The sequence below is a fragment of the Psychrobacter sp. CMS30 genome (genome assembly GCF_904846565.1).
In the GTDB taxonomy this organism is placed as follows: Bacteria; Pseudomonadota; Gammaproteobacteria; order Pseudomonadales; family Moraxellaceae; genus Psychrobacter; species Psychrobacter maritimus.
Window position 1 is genome coordinate 41,094 of record NZ_CAJHBF010000002.1, and the last position, 12,585, is coordinate 53,678.

12 protein-coding genes are annotated in these 12,585 nt (G+C 44.3%); 1 reads left to right on the forward strand and 11 read right to left on the reverse strand.

Annotation, left to right across the window (positions count from 1 at the left end; translation table 11 throughout):
* Positions 1-48: 48 nt before the first annotated feature.
* The 4 genes from JMX94_RS01170 to JMX94_RS01185 all read right to left on the reverse strand — a co-directional run bounded on the left by JMX94_RS01170 (position 49) and on the right by JMX94_RS01185 (position 3,387).
* Positions 49-888, reverse strand: coding sequence for an IS3 family transposase (locus tag JMX94_RS01170; RefSeq protein ID WP_227673470.1), 840 nt, complete (start codon positions 886-888; stop codon positions 49-51).
* Positions 876-1,397 carry a helix-turn-helix domain-containing protein gene (locus tag JMX94_RS01175; RefSeq protein WP_201562524.1) on the reverse strand — a complete coding sequence of 174 codons (522 nt, stop codon included), beginning with the start codon at positions 1,395-1,397 and terminating at the stop codon, positions 876-878. The genes JMX94_RS01170 and JMX94_RS01175 overlap by 13 nt, the downstream gene beginning before the upstream one ends.
* 57 nt (positions 1,398-1,454) lie before the next feature.
* A complete protein-coding gene (locus JMX94_RS01180; RefSeq protein ID WP_201562526.1) occupies positions 1,455-2,330 on the reverse strand; it encodes a mechanosensitive ion channel family protein in 876 nt (291 codons plus the stop codon).
* A gap of 169 nt (positions 2,331-2,499) precedes the next feature.
* Entirely contained in the window at positions 2,500-3,387 is an 888-nt protein-coding gene (locus JMX94_RS01185; RefSeq protein WP_201562528.1) for an energy transducer TonB, read from the reverse strand.
* Positions 3,388-3,842: 455 nt separating this feature from the next.
* Here JMX94_RS01185 and JMX94_RS01190 point away from each other — a divergent pair, with 455 nt between their 5' ends.
* Positions 3,843-4,613, forward strand: a complete 771-nt coding sequence (locus tag JMX94_RS01190) for a hypothetical protein (protein WP_227673471.1) — start codon at positions 3,843-3,845, stop codon at positions 4,611-4,613.
* 136 nt (positions 4,614-4,749) lie between these two features.
* On the opposite strand, the gene JMX94_RS01195 is transcribed toward JMX94_RS01190, so the two are convergent.
* The 7 genes from JMX94_RS01195 to nuoI all read right to left on the reverse strand — a co-directional run bounded on the left by JMX94_RS01195 (position 4,750) and on the right by nuoI (position 12,528).
* Positions 4,750-5,595, reverse strand: coding sequence for a ferredoxin--NADP reductase (locus JMX94_RS01195; protein ID WP_201562530.1), 846 nt, complete (start codon positions 5,593-5,595; stop codon positions 4,750-4,752).
* 222 nt (positions 5,596-5,817) lie between these two features.
* On the reverse strand, positions 5,818-7,296 hold the full coding sequence (locus JMX94_RS01200) for an NADH-quinone oxidoreductase subunit N (RefSeq protein ID WP_198329007.1): 1,479 nt from the start codon (positions 7,294-7,296) through the stop codon (positions 5,818-5,820).
* Between the two features lie 3 nt (positions 7,297-7,299).
* Positions 7,300-8,925: an NADH-quinone oxidoreductase subunit M gene (gene nuoM / locus JMX94_RS01205; RefSeq protein WP_201562532.1), complete on the reverse strand. Its 1,626-nt coding sequence runs from the start codon at positions 8,923-8,925 to the stop codon at positions 7,300-7,302.
* Between the two features lies 1 nt (position 8,926).
* A complete protein-coding gene (nuoL, locus tag JMX94_RS01210) occupies positions 8,927-10,801 on the reverse strand; it encodes an NADH-quinone oxidoreductase subunit L (RefSeq protein ID WP_201562534.1) in 1,875 nt (624 codons plus the stop codon).
* 4 nt (positions 10,802-10,805) lie between these two features.
* Positions 10,806-11,114 (reverse strand): NADH-quinone oxidoreductase subunit NuoK, encoded by a 309-nt coding sequence (nuoK, locus tag JMX94_RS01215; protein ID WP_045445153.1) that lies wholly within the window; start codon positions 11,112-11,114, stop codon positions 10,806-10,808.
* A gap of 98 nt (positions 11,115-11,212) precedes the next feature.
* The gene (nuoJ, locus tag JMX94_RS01220) at positions 11,213-11,983 is read right to left on the reverse strand and encodes an NADH-quinone oxidoreductase subunit J (protein ID WP_201562536.1); all 771 of its coding nucleotides are present in this window, start codon (positions 11,981-11,983) and stop codon (positions 11,213-11,215) included.
* On the reverse strand, positions 11,980-12,528 hold the full coding sequence (gene nuoI / locus JMX94_RS01225; protein WP_079691073.1) for an NADH-quinone oxidoreductase subunit NuoI: 549 nt from the start codon (positions 12,526-12,528) through the stop codon (positions 11,980-11,982). The genes nuoJ and nuoI overlap by 4 nt, the downstream gene beginning before the upstream one ends.
* Positions 12,529-12,585 lie beyond the last annotated feature (57 nt).

A 12,585-nucleotide genomic window follows, 5' to 3' on the forward strand; every position in this document is an offset into this window, starting at 1 on the left:
GTCTTTAGCTCTTTTTTGAACTGACCCCCAAATGTTGGACGGTTTAGTTTATAACAAGGACTGAGTTCTGTATTGCACAGGACTCAGTCCTTCTAATTTAAGTTGAATACGCTCATGATTATAATAATGCATATACTCATGAATCTGTTTCTCTAACTGCTCAATAGTTTTCGGTTTCTCAATATAAATCGTCTCGCACTTCAGCGTACCGAAGAACCCCTCCATCAGTGCATTATCTAAGCAGTTGCCTTTTCTGCTCATACTTTGCTTAATTCCATGCTGTTTAAGCGTCGTGCTAAACGGTTTCATTTGATAATGCCACCCTTGATCTGAATGCAGCATTAATCTCTTACCACGGCACGCCTTTGTCTTATCTAAAGCACTAGCTAGCATCTTACCAACTAAGTCATAAGTGGGTCTCTTTGAGAGCGTATAGGTGATGATCTCATTGTTATAACAATCAAGTATGGGTGACAAATACAGCTTATCATCACCCACCTTAAACTCAGTAATATCGGTCAGCCAGCGTTTATTTGGTTTATCTGCATGAAACTGGCGCTTTAAATAGTTCTTCGCAATCTTGCCTTGTTGTCCTTTGTAAGATCGGTACTTCTGACGTCTTATCTTGGCGCTAAGCTTCATGTTACGCATCAGCTTAGCGATGAGCTTGTGGTTGTAATGACTACCTAACTGCTTTAGAGCCTCAGTGATTCTGCGATAGCCATACCTGCCTTTGTGCTGATGATACAGCTTAGCAATACGCTGTTTTAATTCAGTGTATTTGTCATCACGCTCAAGTCTTGCTCTATGATAGTAAAAGACACTTTTGGGCATACCAGCGGCTTTAAGTAAGTCAGATAAACAGCAGCGCTCTCTTAGTCCTTCGATGAGCCTTGCTTTTTCAAAGCTTGTTTCTTCTTCTGTTTGAGCAAGGCATCTAGCTTTTTTAGGTAGGCGTTCTCCGCACGTAGATACTCATTCTCACGCTTAAGCTCTGCTAAGCTCTTTTCATCATCTGGCTTGTCTGTGATAAATGGTTTGCTCATGGCGGTTCTACCTTTAGGTTTAGATACGAGTCCAGACATACCCTGTAGTCGATAAGCTTTGTGCCAGTGGCTAATTAAGGCCGGTGAGCTGATGTTAAACTTCAGTGCCACCTCAGATTGACTTAAATCTTTTTTAAGCATGGTGGTTAGTACGTTAAGTTTAAACTCACTGCTGTATTTGGCCTTACTTGTCTTTGGCTTAATGGCATTTATGCCACCGCTTTGGTATTGCTTAACCCATTTGAGTACAAACTCTGGATTGACGTTAAACTTCTTAGCGGTGGCGTGACTACTATGGCCTTGCCGATAGTATGCGATGACTTGCATTTTAAAGTCTAGATCGTAACGCATAAAAATACCCCATAAGTTGTGTCCAACTTATGGGGTTCAGTTCATTTTAACCCTTTTTTAACCCTTTTTTAACATGGTTTTTTGTGCTTGATCCATCTGGTTAATCATCTGATCTAAACCTTTGACATGCACACTGCGCTGCGGGAATGGAATGTCAATTTCATTGTCATCAAGGGCGTTTTTGAATTGTTCTAATAAATCGCATTGCATCGACCACCAATCATCGTTGGTGGTCCAGACATTCAAGGTCAAATCGACTGAATTGTCGCCCAAGTTGGTCACGCGTACCACCGGTGCAGGATCAGTAAACGCCATTGGATTATTTTTTGCCAAATTTAGCATAATGTCTTTGGCGGTTTTGATATCGGCATCATAACCAATACCGACCGTAATATCGACGCGGCGGTTGGGTAAAGCGGTATAGTTAATCACCGCTGAGGTAGTAATATCGCCATTTGGAATGATGATATCGTGATTATTAATGGTCGTTAAATGGGTATTGACCAAGGTAATTTCGGTCACCGTACCGGTATAACTGCTAATCTGCACATAGTCGCCGCGGACAAACGGGCGAAAAGTCACAATCATGATACCAGCGGCAAAATTCGATAGCTGATCTTTCAGTGACAAACCAATCGCCACCGCTGCACCGCCTAAGATAGCGACAACCGACGTGGTCTGTACGCCAACTTTACTCAGTGCTGCCAAAATCACGACAACCAACAATAAGCCATATAATAATCGGCTTAAAAAGTTAGCCGCTGTCGCCTCTAAACGGCTACGTAACATAATGCGATTGCTGATGGTCACGACTTTTTTTGCCAACCAACGCCCAACGATAAATATCACTAAGGCAAAAGCAATTTTAAGCGCAATGCTCAAAGCACTCTCTGTTAAGCTGGCTATATCAAGGGTAAAACCTAAAAATTCCATACTGACTCTTTACTCTATTACTAATTTTTGAAAATGTATTTTTATAAATACTTTGTTATAAACATGATATTTATGATTATTTTAAACATGATATTTATGATTATTTAACGCTAAATTGAATTTAAAGCGAAATTAAAGCCCGATAAAATATTTCAGGCTCTCAATGAGCTTAATAAGTGATGTCTACTTTATCACTATAGCGATACGTACGTATCAGACGCAACTCGACGATATCATTCATATCTTCGGTAAATTTACCAAATGGCGCCGCTTGTCTGACCGATTGTTTGGCGGCCTCATCTAATATCGTTGAGTTTGAACTCTCAAGCAAACGAATGGCTTTAATATTACCATCATTACCGATGACGACCATCAAACGCACTTCACCCGTAATACCTTGGGCGCGCGCTTGGGCAGGATATTGCAAGTTACCGACCCGCTCGACGTGCTCACGAAAGGTATTGATATAGTCCGCTGCCGCACCGCGCGTTGTCGAATTGCTATCGACGGTCACGACTTTTGATTTGGTCGCATACAGCTGTTGCCGCTGAGACAGCTGCGCCTCTAAAGTAGCAATTTGCTTACGCAGACGCTCTTCTTGCGCCTTCATATCATCTTGTTCTTGCTTGCTATCGTTATCAGACTCGACGCTTGCTTCACGCCAACTTAGCGTCGTACGCAGATAACTTTCTTGATAGCGCTGCTGACGGACTTGGCGCTGCAAGCTAACCACATCTTGCGTTTCGCTCATTTGCTCAGCAGATAATGGACTGCTCTGGTCGGTCTCTTGGCGCAATTGCTCCTGCACCGTGCCACCGCCTTCTTGTGAGGCATTGGCAATAAATTGTGCATCTTCATTTGGTTGCATATTATCCGTCAGCGCTTTCGCAACGTCTTGCATCATACCAGCAGGGTCTTGCCCCATCGAGAAGCTAATCCCAAAAATAACCAGCGCGTGGACACTGACGGCAATCACAATCGCCATCGGCAAGCCGATATCACGCTTAGGTGCTTGCGCTGAAAAATGGTAGCTTTGCGAGTCTTTAATGGCGGCCACAGTTGTTCTCAACTAATGAATATAAGGGCTATCGGCAAGAAGCATGATAATATAAGCGTCTGTCGACCAATGCCGGCGCTATCATAACATGACAAAGAATTGTGTCGCTAGCACAACCGTATACTGCAGCTCTTAACTTGCTACTTGCTTATCTATCAGCTGATGTTTATGTTAACGGTTTTATATTAACTACTGCATATTAAGTGCAATGTACTCTCTAACTACATCGCATCAGCTAGAGTAAATAGTAAGCCTGCTCAATCAGACAAAACCTAGACGTTCATTTTGCACGCTACCTTTTTCATATATACTGTTTTATAAATGAGCTATTAGCAAATACGAATTTCACGCCTGCATAATATGAAATATAAACACAGGTGCAGTTTCACGCTTACGTGACGACCCCCATCATTATAAGGATAATAAGTTTGAGTAACTTTGATAATATGGACAATATGAATGATTCAGACAGTTTTGATGAATTATTTGAAAATATTGGCTACCGTTTTGACGAGTCATTTAGTGATGGCTGGGAGCGTCTTACCCAAGCGATTAAAAACATTTATAACAAAACCACCGATAAGCTTGAGGATGAAATATCCTTGCCGGTGGCCCAAACCTACGTCAATGATGCCCTGCAAAAGTTTGTCACGGACAATGTCAAAGCCATTTTAGAGCTGCGCGTTGAGATACATGATGACTGGTTTCGCCTGTACTGTACTGTCGATGCGGGCGGTATCTATGCGGAGGTGGCGAGTAATTTTAGCTTGGTTCATGTACAGCTTGATCGCAACGTTCAGCGCCTTGTGTTTGGTCAGCAGACTTATACCGACGTCCTTAATCTACGCTGCGAATCCTTTATCAAGCGCCAAGGTATCAAGCTTTTTATCTGGTTTTATCATAGCGTGCTGAAAAAAGACCCGTTGGGCTTTATTTTGTCTTATATCAATATTGCCCGTGCCAAAGAGGAAATCATCTACCTTGATATCAATCGCTGGCTGAAAAAGAACAAAAAAATCATCAGCACCTTACATAAGGTACAAGTCAATTACGGCGAGCTTGAAGAAGAGCAACTGGTGCTTAAAACGCAAATCAATTATCGTGACCTACTAGCCAGTAGTGCTAACGAAGATATCATAAGTGATAAAGATGAGCCGCAGCTAATGCAAGGTCCTATCAATCCGATTGCGGATGCTACGGAGCCAAGTTTAGAACCCTCTTCATAGACTACGAAAAGCCGCCTAAGCGCTATTTAAACCCTGGCCATAAAAAAGCGCTGACCTTTAAAGATAATTGTCTTTAAAGGTCAGCGCTTTTTTAATGCAGCTCGTCTTCTATACTAGATTAAAAGTAACCATATGATTACCAGTAATTTTCTACTGCGATATTGCCTTCGCCGCGGCGATTCATCACCAGTCCTAAGCGCTTTAACGTCTCTTTGGTATCTTCTACCATGTCTGGGTTGCCGCATAGCATGACGTGGGTGCTGTCGACATCTAAGGCAATACCGGCGCGCTCTTGTAGCGTTCCATCTAATAAGAGTTTTGGCAGACGTTCTGTCAAAGCGCCTTCGACAGGCTCACGAGTAATAATAGGTATAAAAATCAACTTGGCTGGATTATCAACCAAGGAGCCAAAGTCTTCTTGCAAGCTTTCAATCTTCTCGATATAAGCCAGTTCTTCTGTCGAGCGCGCACTATAAGCAATGATGATATGCTCGTAATCTTCCCATGTTTTTAAGTCTTGCAGCATCGATAAAAATGGTGCTAAGCCTGTACCCGTCGCCAGCAGCCATAAGTCTTTTGGTAGCGGTTTTTGATAACGCGCCAAGGTTAAAAAGCCAAATGGCATGGTATTGAGTAGCAGCTCATCGCCTACCTCTAGGTGTTGCAGCTGCGAAGTAAAGGCGCCATCAGGGATGACAATAGAGAAGAATTCTAATACCTCATCAAAGGGTGACGATACAATCGAATAGGCGCGAAAGATATCCTCATCCAGTGTTTCGTCCAGTTCTTCATCGTCATCATCAGTATCAGCTACTGCACTCAACTGCTTATAGTATTTTAATTGACTGGGATTAACGCCCAAACGCACAAACTGCCCAGCGGTAAATTTAAAACTATCAGGACGACTGACGGTAAAGCTAAATAGGTTGGGCGTCCACGTGGTTTTACTGAGCACCGTTACTTTTTGAATATTGTCACTCATAATAATGACTTACCTTCTTTTTTTATTAATAATTATGGCTACTCTAGTGTAGATGGCTATTTTTATGAATTTTTAAAGGGGTCAAACTAAAAGATGCGCCAAGCTTATCATAAAGCTGGCGCACCTTGGTTTTCTAACCGTAACAGCAGATAAGCAGCGCCATAAGAATGCGGCGTCTTACCTGATATTAATACTGATACTTAACTCATATCTATGATGCCATTACCATATACGAGCCAAACTTGCCCACTCAATCATACTGTTCGGTAGCACACCGAAGAAGACGATGATAGCGGTGACGGCGATGACCATAATACCACCGGTACGTAGACCCCACTGCTTCGAGACGTCAAATTCAATAAATTGTTTTGGACGTTTAAATAGCGTGAGCATAACGCGTAAGTAATAAAACAGACCAATGGCACTACCCAAGATAATCATCGCAGCCAAGAACCAGTTGGTACCTTGTACGGCGGCAAGAATCGCAAATAGCTTGGTAATAAAGCCTGCGGTCAATGGAATACCTGCTAATGACAACATCATGATGGTCATCACAGCGGTCAATACTGGACGGCGCCAGAATAATCCTTGGTAATGGGTCAGCTCATCGGCTTCACCAGCCAAGCGATAAGGGCTCGACATCAAGGTTACGACACCAAAGGCACCAATAGAGGTAAAGGCATAAATCGCCATATACATGCTTGAGATACTATCAGCAGCAGAACCAATGCTAACGATCACGATAAGCACATAACCCATATGGGCAATAGACGAATAACCGAGTAGACGTTTAAGGCTAGTCTGACGGACAGCTAGTAAGTTACCCACCAAAATCGACAAGGTTGCCATGACCATAAGCAGCATCTGTACCGATGGCAGTGCCAATAACGACGTATCAATTAAGAAACGAACCGCCAGCGCCATCATTGCCACTTTTGATACCGAAGCTAAGTAAGTAGCGATAGGTGCTGGTGCGCCCTCATAAACATCTGGCGTCCACATATGAAACGGTGCTGCAGACAATTTAAAGGCAATACCAAACATCATCATTGCAGCCCCTAAAATCAACAGCGGCGATTCAAATAAATCAACCAACGTCATACTGATAGGTTTAAAGGCAAGCGAGCCTACTTCTGCATAAATAAACGCCATACCCATTAGTAGTGTTGCCGATGCCGTCGCTGATAGCACCAAGTACTTCAGCCCCGACTCAAGCGAGCGTTTACGCATATAAGTATATGCCAGCATGCCGTATAGCGGTATCGATAGCATCTCAAGGCTCATAAAGAATGAGGCTAAATGCTGAGCACTGACCATGAGCAAGGCGCCAACGGTCGATAGCAGCATCAATAAATATAGCTCTTCTTTATGATCTTTTAAATCAGCTAAATAGGCATAAGACAGCGTAAAGCAGGCCAATGCACAGATAAAGATAACCACCATATTAAACTGGGCGAAGTTATCAATAACAAATAACTGCTCAGCCGTTGGTACTAAAGGCCCACTATCGATAATGCCTGCCATTTGTCCAAGTAAGGTAAACAGACCGACATTCAGACCGACGACCGAGATAGTACCGGTCACCATATGAGAGCGTTTAATAGTGATGGCAACCATCACCACCAATACTGTAATGACTACCGCAATGATTGGTGCATAAGGCAGCAGCCCCATCAAATCATTCATCGTAAAATCGTTCATGACTTAACGTGCCTCCATTGCATCAAGCAGCTGCGAGGCACCTACTTGTGTTACTTGACTGTATATATAGGCGTTATTAATCCACTGCATCGCGTGACTTGAGGTATCAAGGAACGGTTGTGGATACAGTCCGAGCCAGACCAAGCCTGCCGCTAGCATCAATAATAAAGACAGCTCACGCTTGCCCAAATCTTTTAACGGACGCGTCGGCAAACCGTGTAACTTGGTTTCTTGTAACGCCACTTCTTTAATGTTATTGGTACCGAATAGCGCTTTATGAATTAAGAAAAGCGAGTATAAACCTGCCAATACCAAGCTGAATGTCGCTAAGACCACAAACACTGGATAATCAGCAAACGCACCAAATAAAATCATAAACTCGCCAATGAAGTTACCTGTGCCCGGAATACCCAATAAAGCGGCACAGAAGAACATCAGTATCGGCGCATAATAACGGAACTGTCCCCACATACCGCCCATCAAGGTCAAATCACGTGTATGTAGACGCTCATATAGCTGACCTGCCATGATAAACAGTGCCGCTGAGCTTAAACCGTGCGCAAGCATCTGAATCATCAGACCTTGTAAGCTGAGTAAAGTTCCTGCATAAATTGCCAATACCACAAAGCCCATGTGCGAAATACTGGTATAAGCCAGCAAGCGCTTCATATCAGTTTGCATAAAGGCCAGCCACGCGCCATAGAAGATACCAATGGTACCCAAGGTCATGGCAATCGGGGCAAAATCTTGTGACGCTGCTGGAAATAATGGTAAGACGAAACGAATCAAACCATAAGCGGCAGTTTTAATCAAAACCCCTGCTAAATCCACCGAACCTGCGGTTGGGGCTTGCGCATGCGCGTCAGGTAACCAGCCGTGGAATGGAATAATTGGCAACTTTACGGCAAAGCCAATAAAGAAGCACAGCATAATCGGATATTCCCAGCCGCCAAGTGACGTACCGAGCAAGTCATTATAATTAAAGCTCACTACGCCTTTTTGGGCGTAGCTGATAATGACCAATATCAAAATACCGACCAGCATGATAAGACCAGATGCTTGGGTATAAATAAAGAACTTAGTTGCGGCGTATTCTTTGGTTTTACCAACGACGTCATGACCCCAAATGGCAATCAAGAAGTAGATTGGAACCAGCATCATCTCCCAAAAGAAGAAGAATAAGAACATATCAATGGCTAAGAAAACACCAATAACGCCGCCCAAGCTCCAGAGCAAGTTTAGATGGAAGAAACCAACACGGCGTTGAATCTCATTCCACGAACAGGCAACGGCAGCAATACCAAGTAGACCTGTTAAGCCAACCATCAATAGCGATAAGCCATCTAACGCTAAGTGAAAGCTGATACCAAAGCTTGGTATCCACGGCACACTAAATTCAGCGACCCATGGCACATTTGCATCTGGCGCAATCACTTGCTGACTCATACCGCTATAATCGCCGTACTGCCACAGCACTAGTGACAAGGCAAAGGTCAACGTCATACCGATTAAAGCAATCCAGCGCGGTAGACGTTTATTAAAGCGTTCGACCAACCAACATAGCAACCCTGCAATAAAAGGAATTGCGATTAATGCTGGTAGCATCCACGTTTGTTGTAACTCAATCATCTTATACCACCGTCATCATTACCAGCACCAACAGCACAGCCACACCCAAGCCAAAGCTTGCAGCGTAACCTCGAAGTGACCCTGTTTGCGTCGCAGACAATACCTTGTTACCAGCAGATGCCAGCTTAGGTAATAACAGCCACGTTTTATCGATAGGGTCGGCTTTAAATAAGCGGCCGATGAACAAAAAGGGTTTTACAAAAACTATATCGTATAGCGCATCAAAGCCCATACCGTGATAGCACCAATGATATAACGCTGCGCCTATAGAGGTGCGCTTAAAGCGGGTCAACAGTCGACCTTTATCGACGACATATAAGAATGCTGCGAGTATTAAGCCTGCAAGCATGGCGCCCATGGCGATATATTCCGCCGTATGTTTGTCATGTGCTTGACCGGCCACTTCTAATAAGTGTCCAACACTCTCTGGCAATACGCCTTGTAATGGTGGCGTAATCCACGCACCAACGGCGGTTGATAATACCAGCAATACTGTCAGCGGTAGCCAATATGACACACCAGATAGCTTATGCGCAGGGGTTTTTTCTTCACCAAAGAAGATAATCCAAATCATACGGAAGGTATAAAGCGCAGTTAAGAAAGCACCAAATACGCCCATATAGAATAAGACTTGGTGACCGGTTGCGTAGCTTTCCCACAGAATCGCTTCTTTAGAATAGAAACCAACGGTAACCCAAGGTATCGCCGCAAGCGCACCGCCACCGACGACATAGCACCAAAATACTAACGGTATCTTTTTGCGTAAACCGCCCATCTTAAAGATGTTTTGTTCATGATGAACCGCAAGTATCACCGCACCTGATGATAAGAATAGCAATGCTTTAAAGAAAGCATGCGTCATCAAGTGGAAGATAGCCCCTTGCCATGCGCCAACGCCCAATGCTAAGAACATATAGCCGATTTGGCTCATGGTCGAATAAGCAAGGATACGTTTAATATCGGTTTGTACCAGCGCACAAAATCCAGCAACGACGAGCGTCAATGCACCCACTGCCCCAACCCAGTACAACAATACGCCCGGTGTGAGGAGAAATAATGGATGTAGACGCGCAATCAGATAAACACCCGCAGTAACCATCGTCGCTGCGTGAATCAAAGCCGATACTGGCGTTGGACCTGCCATCGCATCAGCAAGCCAGGTATGTAGTGGTAACTGTGCCGATTTACCCATCGCTCCACCAACCAACATCATGGTGGTTAAAATCATCGTTGGGTTATTAATATCAAAGATTTCCGGCGCACGGGTAATAATTTCTTGAATATTAAGGGTGCCAAATTCGCGGAATAATAAAAACAAACCAAAGGCTAAGAACACATCACCAACGCGGGTGACGGTAAAGGCTTTAATCGCTGCCCGACCATTAGCGCGGTCTTGATAATAAAAACCAATTAGCAAGTAAGAACAGATACCGACGCCTTCCCAGCCAAGATAGAGCAAGAACAAGTTATCCGCCAATACCAGCAATAACATGCTGGCGACGAATAAGTTCATATAGCTAAAGAAGCGCGCAAAGCCTGTTTCACCTTTCATATACCATGCGGCAAACAGATGAATCAAAAAGCCGATACCGGTAATAACACCCGTCATCGTCAATGCTAAGCCATCAAAGCTTAGACCAAAACTTGGCGCAAAATCGCCGACTTGAAACCAAGTCCATAGCGGAATCTCGATGACCGTACCGGCAGGGTTGCTTGTTAAAAAGGTATAGCTGACAAACAGCGTGCAAAGTGCTGATAGCAGCATGCTACCGACACCGACAATCGCTGCTACCTGCTCGCTTAACTTGTCGCGCATAAAGGCTAGAATCAAAAAGCCAACGAGCGGGAATATAAAGGTTAATGGTAATAAACTCATGACATCATCCTTTCATCTCATTGGCGCTATCGACATCAAGATGCCCACGCTGATGATAAAACCGCAATAATATTGCCAAACCAATGGCCGCCTCTGCCGCTGCTAAAGTCAGAATAAAGATAAACATGATCTGTCCATCTGGATCAACCCAGCGGCTACCTGCGACCACAAATGCCAAAGCCGTCGCATTCATCATGATCTCAAGGCTCATCAGCATAAATAAGAAATTACGCCTTACCATGACACCGCACAGACCTATCGCAAATAAAATACCGGCCAAAATCAATCCATGGCTCATGGGTATCATACCCAGTACATTCTGCGCCTCAGCAACCGGCTGCACTAAGCCTGCTACCTCGTGGGCAAACGGCACATTCGCAACCTCCTGTGCCACGCTCGCTGCTAGTACCATCAGTCCGACTCCTTGCGCGTGACTTTATTCACACCTACCTGCGTACCTGCTTTCATGCCGACTTTCTTGCCAACATAGTCATGCGGGTCAACATCTTTATATTCGTATGGTTCAGCCATGTTTACTGCATCAGTATCTATGGGCATGCCGTTATCATCGTAATGTTTGATACTGGCGACATTTGGATTGGTTGCTTGGCTAGCACCTCGGCTTGCATTACCTTGACTTGCATTACCGACAATCTCATCGTCAATAGACTCTTTACCCAAATGATAAGCGGCAACCAAAGCGGCTAATAAGAGCAATGCAGCTACTTCTATCAGCATAATATATTTGGTAAATAGCGCCGTACCTACTGCTTTGGCTGAAATCGTCGTACCGCCAATCATCGCCGCTTCATTATGGTTAAGACCAATCATCGCATATAGCACAACCGCGATAATAATCGTTAGCCCCGTCGGTACCGCCCAAGTTTTGGCATCAAGCCAGCGCTCTTCGCGCTCATCATTACTCATGCCGAGATTTAGCATCATAATAACGAAAACGAACAGCACCATAATAGCACCAGCATAAACGACCACTTCAAGCGCACCAGCAAAAGGTGCCCCTAATACAAAGAAAATACCTGAGATGGCCAATAACGACACAATCATCGATAAAATAGCATGTACTGGATTGGCGAGGGTCACCACGCGCAAGCTGGCAAATATTGCCACCGCTGCCAGCGCATAAAACCCTGCCAATTCAGGACTATTTAAGATATTCATCATGGTAGCAAGCTCCTTAGATCAATCGGTGCAGCTTCATTTTGTGCCGCGCCTTTTGGTTTATCTGCTACCGCCATACCCGTCACGCGATAATAGTTATAATCGGGATATTTACCCGGTCCTGAAATCAGCAAATGCTCTTTTTCATAAACCAAGTCTTGACGGACATATTCGCCCATCTCAAAGTCTGGGGTCATCTGAATCGCGGTCGTCGGACACGCCTCTTCACACAATCCACAAAAGATACAGCGTGAAAAGTTGATGCGAAAAAACTCTGGATACCAGCGTCCATCTTCACGTTCTGCTTTTTGCAGTGAGATACAGCCGACCGGACATGCCACAGCACATAGGTTACAAGCGACGCAGCGCTCATCACCATCAGGGTCACGAGACAAGATGATACGTCCGCGAAAGCGCGGCGGTACTGGTACCGGCACTTCTGGATAAAGAATAGTGTCGCGTGGCCTGATTGCATGACTATTGACCATCCACATACTGCGGACAATGGTAAACATACCAATGACGGTCTTTTTTATAGTAGTAAACATGGGATTATTATCCTTATCAGCTTTACCCTAGTTCATCAGTGATGGCTAGTAATGGCT

Bases quoted from the DNA above. Each gene is read 5' to 3' on its own strand.
- JMX94_RS01175 (WP_201562524.1), bottom strand. From the start codon at position 1,397: ATGCGTTACGATCTAGACTTTAAAATGCAAGTCATCGCATACTATCGG.
- JMX94_RS01180 (WP_201562526.1), bottom strand. From the start codon at position 2,330: ATGGAATTTTTAGGTTTTACCCTTGATATAGCCAGCTTAACAGAGAGT.
- JMX94_RS01190 (WP_227673471.1), top strand. From the start codon at position 3,843: ATGAATGATTCAGACAGTTTTGATGAATTATTTGAAAATATTGGCTAC.
- JMX94_RS01195 (WP_201562530.1), bottom strand. From the start codon at position 5,595: ATGAGTGACAATATTCAAAAAGTAACGGTGCTCAGTAAAACCACGTGG.
- JMX94_RS01200 (WP_198329007.1), bottom strand. From the start codon at position 7,296: ATGAACGATTTTACGATGAATGATTTGATGGGGCTGCTGCCTTATGCA.
- nuoM (WP_201562532.1), bottom strand. From the start codon at position 8,925: ATGATTGAGTTACAACAAACGTGGATGCTACCAGCATTAATCGCAATT.
- nuoL (WP_201562534.1), bottom strand. From the start codon at position 10,801: ATGAGTTTATTACCATTAACCTTTATATTCCCGCTCGTTGGCTTTTTG.
- nuoJ (WP_201562536.1), bottom strand. From the start codon at position 11,983: ATGATGAATATCTTAAATAGTCCTGAATTGGCAGGGTTTTATGCGCTG.
- nuoI (WP_079691073.1), bottom strand. From the start codon at position 12,528: ATGTTTACTACTATAAAAAAGACCGTCATTGGTATGTTTACCATTGTC.